Raw genomic sequence first — 23,217 nt, forward strand, 5'->3', positions numbered from 1 at the left:
CCCCACCTCCCTGCACCCACCCCTTTCCACAGCAAGTGACCCTGTAACTGTTAACTGACCCTGCTGTAGGAGGGTCAGTTGGTGGCTAACAGGGTCACTTCGCGTCGGGAGGCGGGGCAGCGCGGTGGCGGGGCAGTGCAGAGGGAGAGTGGCGGGGGTGTGATGCGTGAAGACAAAATGGAGGGCGGTGGGTGCGAACCGCGGTCGCGTGTGTGAGGCACGCTCGTCTCGTGATGTAGTGGCTCGCCTTCGTCGCTCACTCCGACTGCTAAGTGACCCTGTAGCTATCTCTGCCGCGCCGAGCGCCCACACCCCGGCTCTCCACGCCCATCTCAACACCAAATGACCCTGTAACTGTTAAGTGACCCTGTTGTAGGAGGGTCAGTTGGTGACTAACAGGGTCATTTCCTGTCGCGGGGGTGGCGCGGGGGCCGTGGGTTGTCGGGAGGCAGGGACAGCGCAGGGACAGCGCAGGGGCAGCGCAGGGCAGCGCCGAGGCAGCGCGGCTAGCGCAGCTCGAGCGTGAAGCGGCCGATGCGGATCTCATCGCCCGGCAGCAGCGCGACCGGCGAATCGGCACTCAGCGTCAGCTCATGCCCGTCTCGGTGCAGGCGAGTGCCGTTCGCCGACCCGAGATCTGTGAGCAACACCGCGCGCTCAATCACATCAATAGCAAAGTGCGTGCGCGAGATTGAACGTTGCTCATCCGCGATCGTCACGGCCTGCTCACCGTTATCGAGTGACGGCTTGCGTCCCACGAGCATCCGGCCTGCCAGTTGCTCGCGACGGCCATCCGGCAGTAGCAGCTGCGTCGGCGCAGCGGGCACCTCAGCCTTTTCGGCGATGTGCGTGTCATCGATCGACTCGGGCTCGGACTCGGGCACAGACTCTGGCTCGGGATGCTGAAACGCGGTTGGCGACGGATCGTGAGCGGCCGGAACTTGGACTGACGGGCCGGGATGCACCGGGCCCTTTGGTAGCGCCGGTCCGGGATGCATTGAACTCGGTGGCAGCACCGGTGCCGGCTGGTGTGCTACCGGATATGCGTGCCGTGATTGCGGGCGCTGCGGCACCTCGGTCACCGGCGGCGCTGATGCCGACCGAGCAACTTGTGTCGAGGATGTTGGCTGAGCAACCGGCGGGGATGCTGGACGAGCAGCAACTGGCCGCGCGGATGATTGCGCCGCAGCGGTGGGCCGGGAAGCTACGGATGCATCCGGGGCCGGGCCGGCAATTCCCGGCCCAACGACACCGGCGCGGGCACCAACACCAGTGCCGGCACCCATACCGGCGCGGGCGCGCTCAGCGGGCACCGCATCCGCAGCCCCCGCAGGAATATCCGGCCGCACCCCGGCCGCATCCCGGGATGCCGGTGTCGGCTGGGCAGCGCCGGTCTCATGCCACGGCTGAACCGATTGATACGCGCCGAACCCGTGGTCTTCGATCGCCTGCTGTACTTCCGCGCTCGTCTGCCTCGCATTCGAGTCACGGGTGCTGCCAATCCCGAACACCGATGTCAAAATCCAGGTGCCCGGGGTAGCGCCAGTAATGCGCCAGATGAACCACCACACCACGAGCAGCTGCCCACCGACGATGATGGTGAGCGGCCACGATTCGCGGCTGAGCCACCAGCAGCATCCTGCCGCTGCGCCAATAAAAACGAGGTCGACGAGCATCCCCAGCCAAGGCCTGCGGCCCGATGGGCGCTGTGCCGACCCGGTTGTTTCGAGCGCATCAGCAGACGGTGTTGCCACGGTGGCTGGTCCTCTCGTATTCGTATGGCGCAAAAAATGCGACCGTTCCGGCGGGCATCATACCGAGGCTCGAATCGCACTAAAAAGGCCGCAGGTGACGATGGCGGCGGGTATTGCCAGCCCGAGCGCCACCCGCTCAAACACATCCGCCATGCGGGTAATGAGCGGCGCATACATGCCTTTTTTGATCCAAATTCCCACCGCGCAGCAGCCTGCAGCGCCCAGTGCCGCGCCGGTGATCCACACCAGCTCATCGCCCGGCGGCCGCAGCAAAAGAAAGCTGCACAGCAGCGCCACCACGACCATGCGCGGGGTCCAGCGCGCAAAGGCGGTGCGTGAATCGCGCGGCTGCAGCAAAAAGTGCGCGAAGGCGATGCAGACCAGCGCGAGCGCGGCCCAACCCTCGATGGTTGGCTCACCGATGTAGGCCATCACACCCGGCGCCGAGGCGATGAGCACGATGCAGGCGGTGCTGATGGCGACGGTGTGGAGGCCGCTCGCCAGCCGCAGCGTGTGACGTACGCGCGCCGAGGTGATGCGGGATGGCGAGTGTGTCTCGGGTGCGTGCACCGAGGGAGCGGTGCTCATTACCGCGGGCATGTCGATGAGTTGTTCGTCGGGAACCCGCACCGAAAGCGACGGTGCGAGGCCGAGCATCGCCACGGCCGCGGCCACCCCCAGCGGGGCAGCAACTGCGTTATCGGTTTGCGCGATGCTGATAATCGAGAGCCCGACGGCGGGGATGAACCACAGCCGGACTGCCGACTCGTAGTGTTCGTGCCGGTGCAGTGTTGGCACCAGCATGGCCGCGAGCGCGCCGGCCCAGGTAAAAACAAGCGCGTACGACCAGCCGGCGGCGATGGTGGGATGCGGCACCAGCGCGGCTGCGGTGGCTGCGGCGGTGACCGGGGCAACTAGGCCGTGCCAGATTGGCTGTGTGGTGAGTCGCCACAGTAGCGATACTGCGGCCGCGGCGAGTATTGCGGCGAGGGTGATCCGTAGTGGCCAGTTATCGCTCAGCAGCAGGCTGATGATTGGGCTCAGGGCGGCCAGGATGCAGATCGCAGCTAGCGGTGCCAGCGAAGTACGCTGCTCCACCTGTTCGGCGACCTTCGCGGCGCCGGTGCGTTCGGCCGAGCTGGCCTCATGTTTGCTGCGCAAGAAGATGGTTGCGCCGGCAGGGATAGTGGTGCCGAACACCTCGGTTTCGGCGAGTTTGCGGCCAAGTTCGTCGAATGCATCCACGGGGTCGGATGCGGTGCTCACCTGTGCGAGCACACCGGCGACGGTTGAGCGTGCGGGCACCGCAATATCGAGCACCTGGTCGCCCCGGTACAGAGTTGCGGTGGTCTGGCTATCGGGCACGCCCTGCACCTCGTTTCGGCCCGGCGGATTCGAACGGATTTTTAGCGGTCGCAGCGGGTTACACCTTGCGGTTCAGGCAATCTGCCCGCCGCTTTGACGGGCTATAGTCTAGGGCAGCAAAACGGCGATCAGGCCAACTTAAGTCAACTCCCGGGGGTGCGAGTGCCGACTCCACGATCAGGCAATGTCGAGCGGCCGAGGCTTCCGAAGGGAACCATTACGATTCAGCCGCCGCCCGATGTTGTTGAGGGGGCTGGCCCCGGCAATATTTTGGCGATGGTCGTGCCGATGTTTGGGTCGATGGGCATCATGGTGTTCATGGCCTTTTCGGCCAACGCGAATCCGCGCATGCTGTTGATGGGCGGCACGATGGTGGTGTTGATGATCGCGATGGTGGCGTTCACTGTTGCGCGTCAGATTTCGCAGCACCGCACAAAGGTGACCAATCAGCGGCGGGAATATCTGGCCTATTTGGGAGACTTGCGCAGGGATGTGCGCCGCGCGGTGGTCGATCAGCGGGCCTTCGCTACCTGGAATCTGCCGAATCCTGAAGCGCTGCCGATGATTGTGCAGCAGCGCGAGCGGCTCTGGGAGCGGTCTGAGCCCGTGGCCGACACGTTTACTGCCCGCATCGGCACCTCGACGCAGCGGCTCGTGCTCGATCTGCGTGAGCCGGAGCTGTCGCCGCTTTCGACCTCCGATCCGGTTTGTCTTTCGGCGGTGACGCGTTTTGTGTCGACTTTTGATCACATTGACGATCTGCCGGTGGGGTTGAGTGTCGCCCACTACGGTCGTATTGAGGTGGCCGGGCAGCGTGAGCACGCTCGTGATTTGGCGCGCTCGATGGTTACTTCGCTGGCCACCCTGGTGAGTCCGGAACTGCTTCAGGTGGCGCTGATCGCCGATGAGGATGGCCTGCAAGAGTGGGACTGGCTCAAGTGGCTGCCGCACGTTCGCAGTCAGCAGACGGATGCGCTGGGCGGGATGCGCATGATGGGTGGCTCGTTTGCCGAGGTGCGTGATCTGCTGCCCGACGACATTTTTGAACGGGCACGGATGGTTCCCGGTGGCGCGACGGATGTGGCGTTGCCGCAGGTGGTCATCATTGTTGATGGCGTGCAGCTTTCGATTCACGAACGGGATGCGCTGCTGCGCCAGGGGATTTGCGTGGTCGAGTTGCTCGAGGAGTGGGGCAAGCTCGATGACTACACGACGCTGCGTTTGGTGGTGACGCCGCGCACTGACGGCACTCGCGAGCTGACGGTTGCGACGCTGGCGGATGGTTCGAATACGCTCACCGCCGATGCGATGTCTCGGGCGCTGGCGTTGACGGTTGCGCGCAGGCTCGCTCGCTACGGCGGGGCGGGTGCTGACGAGCTGGCCGAGTCGGCCGCGCCGCGGGGTACCAGCGACCCGACTCGTCAGCGCGACCTTCTCGAACTCTTGCACCTGGGCGATATTCGCGACTTTGACCCGAATGTTGACATTGTCATGCGCCAGGGGCGTGACCGGCTCAATGTACCGTTCGGGGTGACGCCCGAGGGTGTGCCCGTGAAGCTCGACATTAAAGAGAACGCGCAGCAGGGTATGGGGCCGCACGGTCTGCTGATTGGTGCGACCGGTTCGGGTAAATCGGAGGTGTTGCGCACCATCGTTGCGGCGATGGCGCTCACCCACAGCCCCGAACAGCTCAACTTCGTGCTGGTCGACTTCAAGGGTGGCGCGACATTTGCCGGGATGGCTGAGATGCCGCACGTGTCGGCCACGATCACGAACCTCGAGAGCGAGCTGTCGCTGGTTGACCGCATGGAGGAGGCCCTGCACGGTGAGATGGTGCGCCGGCAGGAGGTGTTGCGCGCGGCCGGTAACTATCCAAACGTGCGGGAGTACGAGCAGGCACGCCGCGAGGGGAAGCACAACTATCCGCCGATGCCGGCACTGTTCATCATCCTGGATGAATTTTCTGAGCTGTTGAGTGCCAAACCGGCCTTTATTGACACCTTTGTGGCAATTGGTCGACTGGGTCGTTCGCTCGAGATCCACCTGCTGCTGGCAACCCAGCGACTGGAGGAATCGAAGCTGCGCGGTTTGGAATCGCACTTGTCATACCGGGTGGGTTTGCGCACCTTCTCGGCGCAAGACTCGCGTGCGGTGATCGGTACACCGGATGCATACGAGCTCCCGGCGGTGCCCGGTGTCGGGTTTTTGAAAACCGCCGGTGAGGGAATGACGCAATTCCGTGCATCCTATGTGGGTGCGCCGCCGAAACCGCGCCGCGCTGAATCGGTAACCGCCGCCCCGAAACGCTCGAGTGCGGCGCGCATCCTGCCATTTACGGCGGCGCCGGTGCTGGAACGTGAACCCGACCCGGCAACCCTCGAACCTGCCGAGCCCGAGACCGTGGTGAAAGAGGGCGACGAGCGCTGGGAGGGGATGTCGATTGCCGATATTGCCATCCAAAAACTGCTCCCGATGCAGCCGAAGGCGCATCAGGTGTGGCTGCCGCCGCTTGATCTTCCCGACACGCTCGATCAGCTCTTTGGTGACCTGGCGATCAACCGTGATTACGGGCTGCATTCGCCCAGCTGGCGGGCGAAGGGTCGGCTCACCGTGCCCATCGGCATTAAGGATGTGCCGCGTGAACAGCGCCGTGAACACATGGTGCTCGAGCTCACCGGCGGTGCCGGTAACGTCGTGGTTTACGGTGGCGCCCAGTCGGGTAAGTCGACGGTGCTGCGTACGCTCGTGATGGCGCTGTCGCTCGTCAATACGCCGCGAGAGGCACAGTTTTACATCCTTGATTTTGGTGGCGGTACCTTTGCCGGTTTCCGCAACGCACCGCATGTGGCCGCGGTGGGAAGCCGCGACCGTCCCGATGTGGTGGCGCGCGTCATTGCCGAGATCACGGCGATTATGGCCGACCGTGAGGCGTATTTCCGCGAGCACGGTATTGATTCGATCGGCACCTATCGGCGCGGTCGGGATGCGGGCCGTTACGACGACGGTTATGGCGATGTTTTCCTGGTGATTGACGGCTGGAACAACATGAAGGCCGATTTTGTCGACCTCGACCGCACTATCCAAGACCTTGCCGGTCGCGCGCTGGCACTGGGTGTGCACCTGGTGGTTGCCACGGCTCGGCAGGCCGATATGCGTCAGGCGCTGCAGGGCGCGTTCGGTTCGGTGTTTGAGCTGCGGCTTGGTGAGGTGCGCGACTCGACCATCAACGCCAAAAAGGCGGCACTGGTGCCCGAGGGGACTCCGGGCCGCGGTTTGGCTCCCTCGGAGCATCACGTGTTGGCTGGCCTACCGCGTATCGATGGCAAAAATGAGACCGAAACTCTCGCCGATGGCGTCGCCCATGCCTGGAACGCGATCGGTTCAGCTTGGCAGGGTGAGCCGGGTCCGAAGCTCAAGATGCTGCCCGAATTGCTGCCGCTTGAGCGGGTGCGTGCCGCGGCGAAACCGGAGGTTGCCGGCGGGGTGCTGCTCGGCATTGACGAGGCCCGCCTCGAACCGATTGGTTTTGACCCGGTAGCTTCGCCGCATCTGTTTGTCTTTGGTGATTCGCAGACGGGTAAGACGGGCGTGCTGCGATTGATTGCGCACGAGGTGATGCGCCTGAACCGGCCGCCACAGGCGCAGTTTTTCCTGGTCGATTTCCGTCGCAGTATGTTGCAGGAGATCCCGGATGTGTATCTCGCCGGCTACTACACGAACCACCAGGTGACCACCGCCGCGATGGCCGAAATTGCCGGGCTGCTGAAGCAGCGACTGCCGGGTAAGGATGTGACGCCGCAGCAGCTGCGTGACCGGTCATGGTGGCAGGGACCGGAGTTTTACATCATGGTTGATGACCTCGACCTCGTGAACACTTCGCAGGGTAATCCGCTGGCGCCGATCGTTGAATTGTTGCCGCAGGCGCGGGATGTGGGTCTGCACCTATTCATTACGCGCCGCTCGGGTGGTGTTTCGCGGGCGCTGTTCGATCCCGCGATTCGCGCGCTCACCGACCTGGGCGCCACCGGGCTGCTGCTGCCCGGTAGCCCCGAGGAGGGGCCGGTTATCGGCAAGATTAAGTTCCAGCCCGGGCCAGCGGGTCGCGGCCAGCTGATCTCGCGGGCAAACGGTCGGCAGTTGATTCAGGTGGCGTATGTCGAGCCACAGCTGGCCGATGAGTGATGTGCGGCGCCGTTCGCCTGGCAATTTGCTGGAGGTCTACATCTTGTCGTTGACCAGGATGCATCCGTGCCGTTAATCTACTACCGCATGTAGTAGTTGCCGATCGCTGCAAAATCAATGGCTGAGTGACCCGTTGAAATTGCAGCACCGCGGTTGCAGCAGACCGTGGTGGCGGCGAAGTGGAGCCCGCCGCTACCAGAGTCGATAACTACCGGATGCAACGCCGTAGGGGGCCGATTGATCGAGCGGCAGCAGCGCCAGATCGTCGGCCCCGGGTGCTTTTCCGAGGGCGGCCGCCTGCTATTGCTGTAGTCGGATGGGGTCGGGTAGGTGCCGCTTACGGCCCATTGGCCAGATGCGCAGCGTCAGCCGCATGGCGCGCGCCTCAAGTGACGCATCCCCGGTCGCATTCCCCATTTTGACGAGCGCATTGGCGAGATTCGCGGCGCCGGCCTGCTTGCCGGCCGTATCGTCGGCGATCAGCTCAATCAACAGCGCGGTGGCGCGTTTAAACTCGCGGCCGGCGGGCAACCAATTCGGAAGCAAGCGTGCTGACACCGAAGCGATTCGCATCAGGCGTGGATGCGAACCGCGCAGGTGCGCGTATTCGTGCGCGACCACCGCCTGTAGTTCGGCCGGGCTGAGCAGCGCTTCGAGGGCCGTCGAATACATGATTTGGGCGCCCCGGCCCGGAACTGCGCAGGCAAAAGGCGAGTCGCTGGCGATTCGTGCCAGGGTGAACCCGCGGCGCTCCTCAAGCTCGAGCGCGGTGCGGGCCAGCGCGATGCGCTCGCGGTCTTGGGCGCGCTGGAGCGGCTCGTCGATCTGCGCGACGATCGCGATCGCGCCGCCGACAATTGCCAGGGCGCCCCACGCTGCCCCGGTGAGGATGAGCGACTCGGTTACCGTCGACATGTTTGCGGTGTCGAGGCTTGGCAGGATGAGCGCGAACAGTGCGTTGAGCACGAGTGCGCAACCGGTGAAAAACGTGGCGAACCACATTGAGAGCGCGAGTTTCGGACGGTGGACCGTCCAGGTTGCGCGACTCAGCAATGGGGGCACTGCCAGGATGCAGACGAGTGCGAATGCGAGCGAAATCGCTGCGGGAATCATTGGTTAGCGGCGCTTGCGCTTTCGGGTCGACTGGTTGAAAGCGGTCATCAGCAGGTCGATATCGGCGTCATCGAGATTTCCCGCGAATTGCAGCAGCGCGGCTTCGCGGTCGCCGGTGTTGTTGAGTGCGGTGAGCATCCGCTCGCCGGCGTGTTCACCCGCGCTGTGGGTGGGGGTGAAACGCACTTTTCGGGGTGACTCGGCCTGCCGCTGCACCTGTCCCTTGCGTTCGAGTCGGTCGAGCGCGGTCATGAGCGTCGTGTAGGCGGGGGTGTGGCCGCTGAAGCGGTCTTGGATATCGCGGGCGCTGATTGGTTCGTCGGTGGCCCAGAGAATCTGCATGACCTCGCCCTCGAGTTCACCGCGTTCGCGGGTGCGGTCGCCAGCCATGATGCCTCCCAAAAGATCTACAACGACTCTACATGATGTAGAGCGCCCCGCCGCATCCGCGCCTATATTTGCCTTCTGTGTGCCTTCGTGTCATTTGTATGTGGCAGAGCACGCACAATTAACGCGAACACACACGAATCCCGAGTGTGCAGTGCGGGGTGATGCCGGAAGTGCAGTGCGGGGCGATGCAGGGAGTGCGGTGCGGAAAGTGACCCCGCGGGTGCGCGAGGGGCGGTGTTCGCGAGACGGCAGCGTGCCGTGTGCGAAGAGTGGAGGGGCTGACGGGAATCGAACCCGCGCCGTCTGCTTGGGAAGCAGAAGTTCTGCCATTGAACTACAGCCCCGAACGCTGCATCGCAGCAAAAGGCAAGTATAGCACCGGGCCTCACCGGCATCCCGGCGCGCTACCGCCGCTGCCGTGCCATGCCGGATGCACAGCACCGGGCCCCGAGGTCACCCCGGCGCGCTTGGCACCGGAGGCCGCGGGGCCCAGCCGGACAAACAACCGCCGCTATGGCAGCTGAACGAGTTCAGGGTTTGCAGCAACAACACCGTCGAGTGCCGAGAAGTTGTACTCGCCGCCACCGCCGTGGTTAATAACGGTGATCCACACATCGTCGACGAACATGTAGTACACGTGGGTCTTGGTGTCCGACTTGCTATCTTCGGGTACCACGAGTTCGCGGAACACGGTTACATTGCCGAGCTTCGACTCAGCCAGCTCGTCTTTACGCATCTGGTCGATCGCTTCGTCGCGCACCCGCGCATCAACTTCCGAAACGTTCTCTACGACGTGGCCCTCAAAATTGACGGGCCAGAAGCAGATGCGGGATGAGCTCGCCTTGTTGTAAAAGGGCTGGTATTTGTTGAGCGGTTCCATCGTGTCGGTCGACACTCGCTCCGACAGTTCCGGTAGCTCGACTTCGCCGGCCTCATACGTGAATTGGTCGGGACCAAAATCCTCGTGCTCTTGCTGAGCCGATGCGTTCATCGCATCGCATTCGGGCAGGTTCACGGCCGACGAGCCATTTTCGCTACCAGATTCCATGGTGTTCACCGCGTCGGCGGTTTGACCTTGAGAGGGGACCGTCTGCGGGTCGGTGTTCTGAGCGTCAGCGTCACTGCTGCAGCCGGTCAGCGCAAGTCCTGAAACGCATAGCAGGCCGAAGGCTGTGGCTGCGCCTTTAGTTGTGAGGGTTCGCATGATTAACATCTCCCTGGGGACGTGCTTGCATCAATTGCGCGGCCCACGCTACCGATCCAGGTAGAGAGCGCAAGACCCGAAAACTTGTGATCAAAACGCAACGACCCGGATGCAACTACAGACGGATACCGGGACACTCAGCGGATTCACAACTCAAAGAAATAGCTTGCAACCATGGAAATTAAAGGCAAGCTCGCATCCGCAATCAACACCCAGATCACTCTCGAGCAGCATTCCGCACTCGCCTATGAGCAGCTCTCGTACGACATGGAAGCGCTGGATCTTCCGGGGATTGCCAGCTGGTTCCGAGCCCAAGCGGAGGAAGAGCGCGTGCACGCAGCCAAATTTGCGCAGCACCTGCTCGACCGCGGCGGTCGACCCCAGCTCGAACAAATTGACGCGATGACCGAGCAAGCCGAAACGGTGCTCGAAGCATTCGAGGCGTCACTCGCGCAGGAAAAGCGCGTCTCGGACGCCATCCGCGACCTCTACCGCATCGCCACTGCCGAGGGCGATATCGATTCGCTGCCGCTACTGCACTGGTTCATTGACGAACAGCTTGAAGAAGAGGCCAGCGTCAGCGAAATCATCGGCCGCGTGAAACTCATCGGCGACGACGGCGCGGGCCTGCTCAAACTCGACCAAGAACTTGGCTCGCGCCCGGGCGGCACCAATCTCGCAGAAGCCGAATAGTCCCCGCCGAGACCGAATAAGAACTGAATAGCTCGCGCATCCCGGCACGGATGTGACTACGCTGGCGTTATGCTGCTCAGCGACCGTGACATCCGCGCCGGCATCGATGCCGGCACCATCGTGCTCGACCCGTGGGACCCACAAATGGTGCAGCCCGCGAGCGTCGACGTTCGGCTCGACCGATACTTCCGACTGTTCGACAACCATCGGTATCCGTCGATCGACCCGTCGCAAGAACAACCTGAACTCACGCATCTCATCGAAACCGCGCCCGACGAGGCATTCATCCTGCATCCGGGCGAATTCGTGCTCGCCGCCACCTACGAGCAGGTCACGCTCGGCAACGGTATCGCCGCGCGCCTCGAAGGAAAATCATCGCTGGGGCGGCTCGGTCTGCTGACACACTCAACGGCCGGCTTCATCGACCCCGGTTTTCAGGGGCACGTGACCCTCGAACTTTCGAACGTGGCAACGCTACCGATCAAACTGTGGCCCGGTATGAAGATCGGGCAGCTGTGCTTTTTCCAGCTCTCGTCGGATGCCGAAGTGCCGTACGGATCAAAGCAGTACCAGTCGCGGTATTTTGGCCAGCGTGGCCCGACCGCATCCCGATCGTTTCAAAATTTCAGCACCGTCGATGTTTCGCAGCGCACCGATGGTGCCCGCGGCGCCTAGTAGCTCGCCACCATGCCCATCCCCGAATTCATTGTTGAGCTGCGCGCCAAAATCGGCCACGCACCACTGTGGCTGATCGGTTGCACGGCAGTGGTGCTGCGTCCCCATGCAAAAGATGCCGCAACGCTCGCCGATGCTGAAACCGCCGAACGATCAACCGGCACAGTGAACGCCGCACAGGCGCCGCGCGTCGGTCGGGGATTGCGAGCCGTCGACCGGCAGCGGTGGTCGGCGGGTGACGGCACCGAAGACGTGCTGCTGGTGCAGCGCGCCGACGACGGTCTGTGGGCGCCCGTGACCGGAGTGGTCGATCCCGGCGAGCATCCGGCGACCGCGGCCGTTCGTGAAACCTTCGAAGAAACCCGCGTGGATGCAAAAATTGAGCGGCTCGCGCAGGTGCACGTCACCGATCAGGTCACACACGCCAACGGCGATATCGCGCAGTACACCGGCCTGGTGTTTCGGTGCCGCTATCTTGGCGGCATCGCCGGGGTGGGGGATGACGAATCGCGACAGGTGCGCTGGTGGCCGAGCAATTTGCTGCCGCCGATGCGTCAGGTGCATCGGGATGCAATCCGGGCGGCGATCGCATCTGATCCGCTGTGTGAGCTGCGCGATGGCGACAAAATAATTCCGGTTCGACCACCAGTGCAGGGCCTAGGCTAGAGAGGTTGTTGACCGCCCTCGTGAAAGGTTCGCATGTCGACCGCCCCCTCACCCCAGCAGATTCGGTGCTGGCGCCGGTACCTCGCCAACGAACGCGCTGAGGCCGCCACGTATCGCGCGCTCGCCGAGCGACGCACCGGCGAAGAACGCGAAATTTTGCTCGAGCTGGCAGAAGCCGAGGGCCGACACGAAGCGCATTGGATGGCGCTACTCGGCGAACACGCAACCAAACCGCGGCCACCAAAAGCAGACCTGGCAACCCGCCTATTTGCCCGCTTTAGCCGCCGGTTTGGGTCGGTGTTCACACTCGCGCTGATGCAGAACGCCGAGGCGCGCTCACCCTATTCAGCCGACCCCGACGCCACCGCGCAGATGGCGGCAGACGAACGCATCCATGAAGAGGTGGTGCGCTCGCTCGCTACCCGGTCACGGGCCCGGATGAGCGGTACCTTCCGCGCCGCAGTATTCGGGCTCAACGACGGCCTGGTGTCAAACCTGGCGCTGGTGCTCGGTATTGGTGCGACGGGCGCCCCGGCGCCACTCGTGCTGGCAACCGGTATCGCGGGATTGCTGGCTGGCGCGCTTTCGATGGGTGCCGGTGAATTCGTGTCGGTTTCGTCACAGCGCGAACTGCTGGCCGCATCCGCCCCTCGTGCCGGCACGGCCGACCAGATTCCGCTGCTGGATGTGGATGCCAACGAACTCGAGCTCGTGTATCGCGCTCGCGGTATGAGCCGTGAGGAAGCGGCCGCACGCGCCAAAAACATGTTCGCTCGCCTGGATGCGGCTGAGCGACTGAGCGAGCACACCGACACGCATGAGGAGATTGGTACGCCGTGGGGCGCCGCGATCTCGAGTTTCCTGTTTTTCGCAGCCGGCGCCATCATCCCGGTGCTGCCATGGTTGTTCGGGATGCACGGGGTGCCGGCGGTGCTGGTGGCTGCGGTTGTCGTGGGCGCAGCGTTGCTACTCACCGGCGGTGTGGTGGGCGTGCTGTCGGGGGCCTCGCCCTGGAAACGGGCGCTTCGGCAGCTGCTGATCGGATATGGCGCAGCCGCGGTCACGTACCTGCTGGGGCTGGCGTTCGGCGGTGTAGTTGCCGGCTAACAGAGCTTCCCGGTTAGCTGGCCGCGCCAGCTAACTGAGCGTGCCGGTGAGCCGGCCGCTAGTGTTCCGGTGCGCCGACGATGAGCTGCCCAGACTGGGACGATTGCGTGACGGTCACGGTTTGGGTGCCCTCGTTGTATTCAAACTCGCACTGGAATGAATTGCCCTGCTCCACCTTCACCCAGGCCGGGCAGTTCACGCGGTCAACATCGGTGAGCCCGAAATCATCACGCAACACATTCGCGACCTCTGATTCGAGCTTGTTTTCGTTGTAGCTGAACACCTGGTTGGCGAAGAAAAAACCGGCTGCGGCGCCACCGACGATGCCCAACGGCAGCAGCAGCGAGAGCACCGCGACGGTACGGCGGGCGCCGCGTCCGGGCTTGTGATTCTTGCGGCGACCACGGTTTTTGGGTTCTTCCCATTTCATCGGGGCGGGGGTGCCGTAGTTCGCCTGGCCGGTGGTGTACGAACTCAGCGGTGCGGGGGCGGCGGGGGGAGTGTTCGACGATGCCTTGGGCACCGGCTGCCAGCGCGGCGCCGGTTGGTGTGTGCCGCCGTACGACTGCGGGGATGCGTTGCCCTGCGGCTGCTGCGGGGGGCGTTGCCCAAAGCGCGGGTCCTGCGGCTGATTTGGGGGAGTGGTCATCGGTTTTTCCTCTCAAACCATCACATCGAGTTGAGCCGGCGCAGGAAGTCATCGAGCTGCTGCCGATTGGTAATTCGCAGTACATCATTGCCGGGGATGGCATCGTCGGTCACCGGCTTCATCGAGCCCGAGGGCGCCGTTGCGGTCATCTCGAAACCGATCTGCAGTCGCAGGGAGTGATCGTCATCGCCGGTGAGCGTGCCGTTCACTTCGATTTTGGTGACGGCGCCATCACCATTCACCCACAGGTGCAGCGGCAGTTTTTTGGCGCGGGCCGTGTCGGTGAGAAAGCCGTCGAACTTTCCGTCGGCGGGAATCAGCCCCACATCTGACAGCGACTGATAGCTCACCGCTGTGGTGAAGTGCTGATCGCCGCTGGCGCTGCGTGACAGCTGCACCGGAACGTTTTCGTCTTGCTCTCTGGTGTTGTTCCACGCATCAACCAGGTAACACATATAGGCCACCGAGTAGAGCGTGCAATTCGACTCTGGATTGCGCATCCGGTCGAGATCACCCATCGGCAGCTGCACCCAGGTTTTACCCTCGGAAACCTGTTTTTTGTAGCGGTCGCCAAGCAAGAAGTAGGTGTACGCCGATCCGGCCTGATGCGACTGGTCGAACGAGTCGCCCTCGATCGACGAAACGCGACGCGAAACATAGCTTTCGCCCTCAACCGAGGTGACGTATTCGAAGTGTGCCGAACCATTCGAATCAGATTCGAGATGCATGTAGCCGGTGGCCTGGAACGATTCAATCTTGGTGAGGCTGGCGGTGGCATCCAGGTTGAGGAGCTTTTCACCTGCATCCGCGTGATAGGCGACCTTTTCGTCGTGATCAGCTACCGCCCACGGTTTGATTTCAAATTCCGGGGTGCAACCAGTCAAGAGGGATGCGGCCAGTACCGAACTGAGCGCGGTCACGGTGCCGCGACGCCAGGATGCGCGCATCATGATTGGCCATCCAGGTCGCGGTAGAGATTCAATGCGGTCTGCCCCAGCACCGAAGCATTAGCGGTGGAGTTGTTGAGCGTCACGGTTGAGGTGACGCCCACCACATAGCCCGTGCCCGATTCGGCATCGTACTTGGTGAGCCAACCGCCACCCGATGACCCCTGCGTCATATCGCAGGTGTGCGCATAACCGCCCTGCCAGTTCGACGCGTAATCGGTCGAAGCGCAGACGTACTCATCGAGCCCGTCAAATGGGGGTGCCGACGGGTATCCCACCTGCGTCAGGGTGTCGGTGGGGATGCCGAAGGCGATGCCCTGCGCACCGGTCACTTCTTGGATTGAGCGGCCATCCTGTTTCTCCATTTTGAGGAACGCGAAGTCGTAGTTCCAGCCCTCTTCTGAAGTCAGCACGCCGCTATCGTCGGTGATTGCCTTGTCGACAAACTCCTGCGGCACCGAGACACTCACTGCGGCCCACTTGCCGTAGGGAGCTTCCTGAGCGTTATTGCGATCTCCGGGCACAAAAATCATTGACTCGGCGAGCGTGCCCTTGCCGTCGGTCGACACCACACAGTGCGCGGCGGTGACGACGATGTCGCCCGAGTCAGAGTTCACGACGGTGGCAGAGCAGACGTTCAGGCCGACACCGTCAAACGAAAAGTAGAGGCGCCCGAAAGCACTCGCACCGAGCCCCGCGCGGTCGTAAATTTCTGCATCCGAAATCACTCCCAGTCCCTTCGGTGAGGCTGGCATCGGCGAGGTCGCGGCACGGCTCGCACCGGTTGCCGGATCGCCGGGGCCCGAAGGCAAACCGTTATCGGGAGCCTGGAAGTCCATCCCCTCGGCATCGCGAAGCTTGTTCGGGTCGCTCCAAAACTCGTGCGATTCCTGTGGCGACAGTTTGAACTCTTCACGCAGACCCGAATCGGTGCTCTTCGGCACCGGCAAGAACGGCTGATAGCCACCCGGTGAGGCCTGCACCGAAAAACTGGTGGAGCAGCCGGTAAGGGTTAGGGCCACGAGCGAAGCTACGGCGGCAAGCGCGGTGCGCAGGTGGCGAGCGCCCATACATCCTCCGAAAACCTATTCACGGGGCGGTATCCCCGCTTCACTACTCCATCGTAGGCGCGTTAGGTTGCGCATCGATCTCGAGATGCAATCAGCAATTCGTGATGTGCTCTCAAGCATGCCTCGAATCTCACTGCTTGACCTCATCCCGCTGACACAAGACCAAACCCCGCACGACGCGCTACGCGACGCGCGTGAACTGGTACTTGCCGCTGATCGGCTGGGATATCACCGGTACTGGGTTGCCGAACACCACAACACACGGGCGATTGCCTCAACCTCGCCCGCGGTGACGCTTGCCTGGCTCGGTGCCGATACCGAGCGCATCCGCCTCGGCTCGGGTGGGGTGATGTTGCCGAACCATGCCCCGTTTGTGGTGGCTGAGCAATTCGCGCTGCTTGAGGCGATGTATCCCGACCGAATTGATCTGGGCTTGGGGCGCGCGCCCGGCACCGACCCGGTTACCGCGGCTGCGCTTCGCCGTGACACTTCGCAGGAGGCCGTGGAGCGCTACCCGAGCGATGTGGTCGAAATCATGCACTATCTCGACCCGGCTAACAGCACGGTGACGGCGAACTCACGCCACCGCTTGCGCGCGGCTGCCGATATTCCCCACGCGCCTGAGTTTTGGCTGCTCGGTTCGAGCCTCTATTCGGCGGAGCTGGCCGGGATGATGGGGCTGCCGTATGCGTACGCCAACCATTTCAATATGGGAGGGGATGCGATGAGTGCCGCCAACCACTACCGCCGGCATTTCCGTGCCTCGGCACGGTACGAGCAGCCGCAGTTCATGGTGAGTGCATCGGTGGTGGTTGCGGGCACTGAAGCTGAGGCGCAGCGTCTCGACATGACCCAGCGGGTGTCTCGTTTTCAACTGCTTGCCGGCAAGCTTGACAAGCTGCTTTCGCCTGAGGCCGCTGCCGAGTTTGCCACCGAGGTCGAGCACACCGAGCTGTGGCAGCGCTCGAAGGGGAACCAGTATGTCGGCACCGCCGAAACTGTGCGCCGCGGGCTCGACGAACTCGTTGAGCGCACCGGTGCGGATGAGCTGCTGCTGGCGATTAACGCCTACTCGCTTGTCGACCGGCTCGAAACCCTGTCGGCGCTCGCGCCGCTGCAGCAGTAGCCAGGCTGCGGCCTGCCGCCCGCGCTGCATCCCTGCTGCGCCGCACGCCTGCCGCGCCGCTGACCGGGTCCTGCACTGCATCCCTGCTGTGCTGCCGCAGCGTGCAGTGCCGTGCAGATTTTTGTTTCCTGGCCTCAAAATTTTGTTTCCTGATTTTTGTTTCCTGGCTGCATCCTGCTGATTTTTGGCTGTTTTTGGCTGAAATTGGCGTGCATCCGGCCGATCTGCAGCCAGGAAACAATTTTCAGACACGGGATGCAGTCAGGAAACAATTTTCAGCAAGGCGGATGCAGCCAGGAAACAAAAATCTTCAAGGTGGCGGGGTGCGACCGGGCAAGGCACGGCGGGGAAGGGCTTGGCCTGGCAGCGCATCTCGGCCTGGCAGGACCAGGTGAGCGGGATGCGGCGGGCTGCCAGAATGGCAGGGTGACCGAAACAACCAACATGTTTGACGATCCCAACGACGCTCCCGACGCCAGCGACCTCGACCGGCTGGCCCGCATCCACAGCGCGCTGCAAGAGGCGGGATACACCGTCGACGGGGTGCGTGAGCGTCTCGGCGAAGAACCCACCGCGGCACTCCACCGCGACCTGCTGGTGCCCGCCGAAGTCGCGGTTGATCGCGGCCCGGCGGATGCGCTCGCGGCGCTGATCCGCGTTTATCTGCTGGCGCAGTCGGTGCCAGCCGACCAGATGCCGGCTGCTGCAGATCAGCTCGCGGCCGGGCTGCTTGAACCCGCAGCCGACGGCCGGGTGCGGGCGCGCATTGATATTCGCCCCTACGCGGTTGCGGGCACCGAAGGCGATATCAACCTGTGGGTTGCATCTGATCTGGGCGGCCTGCAGATTGCTGCCGACCGGGCCCTGCGTCGCGACCATGTTGTTGGTATCGGCCCCGCAACCACGAACCTGGCACAGATCACACCGCGAGAGCCGGTCGAAAAAGCGCTGGATCTTGGCGTGGGGATGGGCGTGCAGACCCTCCACCTGCTGGGTCACGCCCGCCGTGTCGTGGCCACCGATATTTCCGAACGCGCGATTGCGTTCGCGCGGTTCAATCTGCTGTTCAATGCGCACACGCTCGGCATTGACCCCGAGCGGCTCGAAGATCGGGTAGAGCTGCGCATCGGCGACCTGCTTGAGCCGGTAAAGGGTGAAACTTTTGACCTGGTGGTGTCGAATCCGCCGTTTGTCATCACGCCGCGCACCGATGGCGAACAGCATCACGACCAGTACACCTATCGCGATGGTGGCCGTCCCGGCGACCGGCTCGTTGAAGAGTTGATGCGTGGTCTCGGCGCGCAACTGCGCCCGGGCGGTATTGCGGTGATGCTCGGCAATTGGGAAATTCATCGCGGTGATGACACCTGGCATTCGCGGATCGAGAGTTGGCTGCCCGCCGATATCGACTGCTGGGTGGTGCAGCGTGAGCGCGCCACCGGCATTGAGTATGCCGATATGTGGCTCAAGGATGCGCAAGAAAATCGCGAATTGAAATCGTGGCGCGAGCAGTTTTTGCGCTACCTCGATGATTTTGCGGCGCGCGAGGTTGAATCGGTGGGGATGGGGATGCTCATGCTGCATCGACCGGACGCGGCGGTTACCGAGCCGGTGCGCCGCTTTGAGACGCTTGAACATCAGCTGGCGCAGCCGCTTGGCCCGAGCGTGCGGGTGGCGTTCACTGCCGATGATTGGTTGCGGCAGCGCGATCAACAGGACCTGTTTGACGAAACTTTTGTGGTGGCGGCCGATGTGACCGAAGAACGGCACCGCCTGCCCGATTCTGAGCATCCCAATGCCATGTTGCTGCGGCAGGGCGGATCATTTCGGCGCACCTATCCGCTGTCAACCGAACTGGCCGCGTTTGTTTCGGTGTGTGACGGCGAATTGACCGGTGCACAGATTGTTGCTGCGCTGTCGGGGCTGCTTGAGATCTCGGATGCGCAGCTGCGCGATCAGCTGGATGGCAATATCCGCGAGCTGGTGGCGTTTGGGTTCCTCACCCCGCTGTATTGGTAATTGGGATGCATCCATCGTTGTAAATCTCGGCTGAGTTTCGGTTTGTTTATATCCCAACCGGTAGGCTCCAACTGACTCCCTCAACAGGGCTGCCAATAGCGCGAAGGAGACTCAGCCGTGTCAAATGATTTCCCGAATTACCAGCAGGGCCAGCCGCCCTATGGTCAACAGCCGCAGCCTGGCTACGGCCAGCAGCCGCAATTTGCGGGCCAGGGCGGTGGCGACGGCCAGTACCCCGGCTACGGCCAGCAGCCGCAGCAGGCGGGCCCTGACCAGCAGCAGTACGGTCAGCAGCAGTATGGTCAGCAGCAGTATGGTCAGCAGCAGTATGGTCAGCAGCAGTACGGTCAGCAGGCGCCGCAGCGCCCGCCGGCGCAGCCGATGCAGGGTGCAACCTGGCTTGACTGGGTGCGTGACATTGGCGGTCCGGCGCTACTGCTGATCGCGCTCGTCATGGTGTGGAACGTCAGTGCGAGCCGCTATGGCGTGGTGCTCACGGCCACTTCGATCGCCGGTGTGCTCACCGCGATTGTGGCAGCGGCCGGTGGCGGTTTCATGATGCTCGTGCGTTTCGGCATGGTGCCGGTGGCGCCGAAGCTTGCGCATCTGATTCGACTGGCCTCGCAGGCGCCGTTCATCATCGCGGCGCTTGTTTACATGATTCTTGAAATCGTCACCGCGTTTATTGTTAGCGGCGGCAACAGCGCTGGCCCGGGCCAACTGGGTATCGGTGCGGGTATGGCGATCGGTTTGGCCGGTAGTGCGCTCATCATCCAGTCGCGTGACTACGAAATGCTTGCGCTGGGTGGTATTCAGTCGCCGGCGGCAAGCCTGCACCGCCTGGTGAACAAAATTGGCACTTATGCCGTAGTGGCTGTGACCGGCCTGGGTGTTCTACTGAGCATCGTGGTGAATGTCATCCTGATGAACGCCACCACCCCTTACGCCGATAGCGCTACCGGCTACTTGCTTTTCAACCTGATTGCCGGCGTGGTGCTGGTGGTGGCTGTTGTCGGGTTCCCGCTGATTCTGATGGTGATGGGATCCGAAGCCGGTCGTCTCGCCATGCTCTCGGTCGGTGCAGCTGCCGGTGTGGCACTGCTGCTCGACGGTACCTTCGGTCTGCTGTTCTCGTCCGACGGTATTGATTCGGTGCTGAACTCGGGCTACTCGCTCACTATGGCCGCGGTTGCTGGTGCAATTGCGATTAGTCCCGCGACCATCGCCACTCGTAAACCGATGGACCAGACCGCTCGCTGGTTCTCGGGTGCTAGCCTCGCGCTGCTCGCCGGTGCCGGTGTGGCCGCGTCGGTGTTGCTCTCGGCAGTCGGCTTTTTGACTTCGGGCGCTAACGAGCCGGCGCTCATGATTGTGCTGCTGGTATTCGCGTTGCTCGCGGGTGGTGCTGCAGTGTTCGGCAACATTTTGCTGGGGCAGCGCCGTGAAAGCACCAAGCAGATGATGCTGCTCATTGTGCTCGGCGCCACCGCCGTGCTCGGTCTGGTGGCGGTCATTATCGGTACCATCCAGCTTCACGACTTCCAGGGGCTGATGTTCGGTACCCCTGCAGCGGCTCCGGTGCACCTGCTCGCAGCACTCGTGCTGCTGCCGCTGGTGGTGCTGGCTGGTGTGTTTTTCCAGCCGCAGATGAAGGAGTTCTTCCAGTCGCGTGGCCTGGCACTGCAGCTGCAGAACGCCGGTGGTCAGCAGCAGGGCCAGTTCGGTCAGGGCAACTTCGGCCAGCAGGGTCAGCCCGGTCAGTTCGGCCAGCAGCAGGGCCAGTACGGGCAGGGTGACTATGGCCACCAGCAGAACCAGTTTGGTCAGCAGCAGGACTATGGCCAGCAGGGCCAGTCGGCTTCCGGCCAGCAGAACTGGGGCCAGTCAAACTCGCAGCAGTACGGCGCGCCCGATCAGCAGAACCAGTACGGTCAGCAGAGCCAGTACGGTCAGCAGCCGGGCTACGGCCAGCAGGGCCAGCAGGCGGCCGATCAGCAGGGTTGGGGCCAGCAGAGCTCGCAGCAGTACGGTCAGCAGGATGCGGCCCAGCAGAACCAGCACGGCCAGCAGGATGCGGCTCAGCAGTACGGCCAGCAGCACCAGTCTGCGCAGGCTAACTTCGGTCAGCAGCAGAACCAGTACGGTCAGCAGGCGGCTGATCAGCAGGGCTGGGGTCAGCAGAGCTCGCAGCAGTATGGTCAGCAGGATGCGGGCCAGCAGAACCAGCAGCACCAGTACGGCCAGGACAGCCAGTACGGCAACGGCGACTCGACCCAGCAGTCGACTGGCTACACCCAGTCGAACCCGGGCGATCAGCAGCCTGCCGAACAGCAGCCCGCTGAACAAGGTGCTAGCCCGAGCGATAGCGAAGCTCAGCAGCCGGCCGCCGGCGGTAGCGCCGCAGAACAGGATGCTTCGCAGCGGCCAGAGCCCGCTGCATCCGAATCGGTGACTTCGGCTGCACAGCCGGAAGCCGAGGCACAGCCCGCTGCCCAGTCGAACGGCAATGTTGATCTTGCCGCGATGGCTCGGCGCGCACTCGACCCGAACACGCCCGCGGCAGAGCTGCACCCGATGGCAAACCACCGTGAACTGTGGCCCTACCTGGCTGCAGCTCCCTCGGCTTCGCCTGAACTGCTCGCCTGGCTCGAGCAGACCGGTGACCCGACGGTCAAGCAGTACCTCGACGCTCGTAAAAACCAGCAATAAAAGCCGGTAACACGCGGCTCGGGCCCAGCCTCCAACCGGAGCTGGGCCCGAGCTCGCTTTCCGGCGGGCATCGCTACAGTAGAAACAATGTCAGCCACCAATAAGCGACGCAGTCAGCAACTGGCCACTGCCTTGCGTGTCAAACGTCGCGGCCCGCTGCTTCAGGTGCTGAAAACCGCGATCGCGGTAATCGCCGCCTGGTATGTGGCACAGTGGCTGGTGGGCACCGACACACCGGTGTTCGCAGCCATCGCCGCGATGCTGATTGTGGCCCCGAGCGTCAACCAGTCGCTCACCAGAGGCATCGAGCGCACTATTGGAGTGGTGCTCGGGGTGCTGATCTCGAGCGTGTTGGGTGCGGTGTTCGGTGTGAGCGGCATCACCATTCTCGCGGCCTGTGTGCTGGCGCTGTGTGTGGGTTGGGCGATTCGCGCCACCCCACCCACGAGCAACCAGATCGCGATCAGTGCCCTGCTGGTGCTGGCACTCGGCGCAACCAGCGCAAACTACGCGCTCGACCGCATCCTCGAAACCGTGCTCGGTGCCATCATCGGGCTGGCGATCAACGCGCTCCTGGTGCCGCCGCTGCAGACCGAAGCCGCGCGCGACCAATTGCGAATACTCGGCGGCGAAGTTGCCCAGGCACTCAACCGTCTGGCAGATGCGCTCACCGCCGAACAGAGCCAAGCGCAGCTGCAGCGGCTCATGATTGAGGCGCGACTCTTGCGGCCGATGCGCGACAACGCCATCGAACGTATCGCGGATGCTGATGAGTCGCTCACCATGAACCCGCGCCGCTCCAAACACCACCGCGACCTCAAGCAGATGCGCGAGCTGCTCAACGATCAGCTCAGCCCCATCGTGAACCGCGTGGTGGGAATGACCCGCGCGGTGTTCGACCACTACAGTGATTCGCTCATCGACGAACCCGCTTCCGCGCAGATCGCCGAGCAGTTGCGCCGGCAAGCACACGACGTACGCCTGGCCGTGTTTGAAGCGGATGTGAACCCCGAGCCGATTACCTCTGCCATCCCGGCCCTCACCGCGCCCCTGCAAATCCGGCCACCGAAATCAGAAAACTGGATCCTGATCGGTTCGCTCATGGAAGACCAGCGTCGCATCCGCGAAATTTTGCTCGGTGAACAGCTGTAACGGCCGCGCTAAGCGTTAGGGCTATAATCTCGCCGCAGTGCCGAGAAGGAGAAAGCAAATGGCGGATGTCGAAATTATTGCGGGCGAGTTGCCCCGGCTTGCCGGCCAGCTTGACTCAGCGAGCGCGGCGATCCGCAAAGCGGCCGACGCTGCCACGCTGCTCGGATCGGTAGCCACCGCCATGCCGGGTGCAAAATCTGGCAGCAAAGCAGTAGCTGCCGGAAGATCGGTGGATGACCGCTGCGAGGCTATTGCAGACCGGCTCAGCAACGACGGCGTCTCGTGTCGGGCTGCCGACAGCGATTTCACCACGGCTGACGAAGCGTTTGGTGGCAAATTTGCCGCCGTGTGCACGGCACCCGGTTACCAGTACTAGCGCGGACATCAGAACTCGGA

At 63.1% G+C, this 23,217-nt stretch carries 18 protein-coding genes and 1 tRNA gene; 10 read left to right on the forward strand and 9 right to left on the reverse strand.

The features are described from left to right. Positions 1–506: 506 nt before the first annotated feature. Together JMV54_RS07015 and JMV54_RS07020 are read right to left on the reverse strand one after the other, a co-directional pair. Positions 507–1,754, reverse strand: a complete 1,248-nt coding sequence (locus JMV54_RS07015; protein ID WP_201518211.1) for an FHA domain-containing protein — start codon at positions 1,752–1,754, stop codon at positions 507–509. Between the two features lie 57 nt (positions 1,755–1,811). Then, positions 1,812–3,119: a ubiquitin family protein gene (locus JMV54_RS07020; protein ID WP_201518212.1), complete on the reverse strand. Its 1,308-nt coding sequence runs from the start codon at positions 3,117–3,119 to the stop codon at positions 1,812–1,814. Between the two features lie 162 nt (positions 3,120–3,281). Here JMV54_RS07020 and eccCa point away from each other — a divergent pair, with 162 nt between their 5' ends. Then, on the forward strand, positions 3,282–7,301 hold the full coding sequence (gene eccCa / locus JMV54_RS07025) for a type VII secretion protein EccCa (protein WP_230972853.1): 4,020 nt from the start codon (positions 3,282–3,284) through the stop codon (positions 7,299–7,301). A gap of 300 nt (positions 7,302–7,601) precedes the next feature. Here eccCa and JMV54_RS07030 read toward each other — a convergent pair whose 3' ends face one another. From JMV54_RS07030 to JMV54_RS07045, 4 genes are all read right to left on the reverse strand, one after another. Continuing rightward, positions 7,602–8,414 (reverse strand): M56 family metallopeptidase, encoded by an 813-nt coding sequence (locus JMV54_RS07030; protein ID WP_201518213.1) that lies wholly within the window; start codon positions 8,412–8,414, stop codon positions 7,602–7,604. Positions 8,415–8,417: 3 nt separating this feature from the next. Further along, positions 8,418–8,804, reverse strand: coding sequence for a BlaI/MecI/CopY family transcriptional regulator (locus tag JMV54_RS07035; RefSeq protein WP_201518214.1), 387 nt, complete (start codon positions 8,802–8,804; stop codon positions 8,418–8,420). A 270-nt stretch (positions 8,805–9,074) separates the two neighbouring features. Then, a tRNA-Gly gene (locus JMV54_RS07040) sits at positions 9,075–9,148 on the reverse strand. 167 nt (positions 9,149–9,315) lie between these two features. After that, on the reverse strand, positions 9,316–9,852 hold the full coding sequence (locus JMV54_RS07045) for a hypothetical protein (protein WP_201518215.1): 537 nt from the start codon (positions 9,850–9,852) through the stop codon (positions 9,316–9,318). A gap of 330 nt (positions 9,853–10,182) precedes the next feature. Here JMV54_RS07045 and JMV54_RS07050 point away from each other — a divergent pair, with 330 nt between their 5' ends. From JMV54_RS07050 to JMV54_RS07065, 4 genes are all read left to right on the forward strand, one after another. Further along, complete coding sequence (locus JMV54_RS07050) at positions 10,183–10,701, forward strand: ferritin (RefSeq protein WP_201518216.1); 519 nt, start codon at positions 10,183–10,185, stop codon at positions 10,699–10,701. A 69-nt stretch (positions 10,702–10,770) separates the two neighbouring features. Next, entirely contained in the window at positions 10,771–11,376 is a 606-nt protein-coding gene (gene dcd / locus JMV54_RS07055) for a dCTP deaminase (protein ID WP_201518217.1), read from the forward strand. Between the two features lie 12 nt (positions 11,377–11,388). After that, positions 11,389–12,042, forward strand: coding sequence for an NUDIX hydrolase (locus JMV54_RS07060; protein ID WP_201518218.1), 654 nt, complete (start codon positions 11,389–11,391; stop codon positions 12,040–12,042). Positions 12,043–12,075: 33 nt separating this feature from the next. Further along, positions 12,076–13,149 (forward strand): VIT1/CCC1 transporter family protein, encoded by a 1,074-nt coding sequence (locus JMV54_RS07065; protein ID WP_201518219.1) that lies wholly within the window; start codon positions 12,076–12,078, stop codon positions 13,147–13,149. A 58-nt stretch (positions 13,150–13,207) separates the two neighbouring features. Here JMV54_RS07065 and JMV54_RS07070 read toward each other — a convergent pair whose 3' ends face one another. The 3 genes from JMV54_RS07070 to JMV54_RS07080 are packed head-to-tail and all read right to left on the reverse strand — an operon-like array spanning position 13,208 to position 15,815. After that, a complete protein-coding gene (locus JMV54_RS07070; protein ID WP_201518220.1) occupies positions 13,208–13,798 on the reverse strand; it encodes a DUF4333 domain-containing protein in 591 nt (196 codons plus the stop codon). 20 nt (positions 13,799–13,818) lie between these two features. Beyond that, entirely contained in the window at positions 13,819–14,748 is a 930-nt protein-coding gene (locus tag JMV54_RS07075; protein ID WP_201518221.1) for a hypothetical protein, read from the reverse strand. Next, entirely contained in the window at positions 14,745–15,815 is a 1,071-nt protein-coding gene (locus JMV54_RS07080) for a trypsin-like serine peptidase (protein ID WP_201518222.1), read from the reverse strand. Before JMV54_RS07080 ends, JMV54_RS07075 begins: the two co-directional genes overlap by 4 nt. A gap of 67 nt (positions 15,816–15,882) precedes the next feature. Between JMV54_RS07080 and JMV54_RS07085 the strand changes: the two genes are divergently transcribed. The 5 genes from JMV54_RS07085 (at position 15,883) to JMV54_RS07105 (ending at position 23,197) form a co-directional block, all read left to right on the forward strand. Further along, the gene (locus JMV54_RS07085) at positions 15,883–16,941 is read left to right on the forward strand and encodes an LLM class flavin-dependent oxidoreductase (protein ID WP_230972854.1); all 1,059 of its coding nucleotides are present in this window, start codon (positions 15,883–15,885) and stop codon (positions 16,939–16,941) included. 426 nt (positions 16,942–17,367) lie between these two features. Then, positions 17,368–18,960 carry a DUF7059 domain-containing protein gene (locus JMV54_RS07090; RefSeq protein ID WP_230972855.1) on the forward strand — a complete coding sequence of 531 codons (1,593 nt, stop codon included), beginning with the start codon at positions 17,368–17,370 and terminating at the stop codon, positions 18,958–18,960. 117 nt (positions 18,961–19,077) lie between these two features. Next, the gene (locus JMV54_RS07095) at positions 19,078–21,669 is read left to right on the forward strand and encodes a DUF7937 domain-containing protein (RefSeq protein WP_201518224.1); all 2,592 of its coding nucleotides are present in this window, start codon (positions 19,078–19,080) and stop codon (positions 21,667–21,669) included. Between the two features lie 87 nt (positions 21,670–21,756). Next, the gene (locus JMV54_RS07100) at positions 21,757–22,821 is read left to right on the forward strand and encodes an FUSC family protein (protein WP_201518225.1); all 1,065 of its coding nucleotides are present in this window, start codon (positions 21,757–21,759) and stop codon (positions 22,819–22,821) included. Between the two features lie 58 nt (positions 22,822–22,879). Then, a complete protein-coding gene (locus JMV54_RS07105; protein ID WP_201518226.1) occupies positions 22,880–23,197 on the forward strand; it encodes a hypothetical protein in 318 nt (105 codons plus the stop codon). Positions 23,198–23,217 lie beyond the last annotated feature (20 nt).

Source organism: Gulosibacter hominis (genome assembly GCF_904842695.1).
GTDB lineage: Bacteria > Actinomycetota > Actinomycetes > Actinomycetales > Microbacteriaceae > Gulosibacter > Gulosibacter hominis.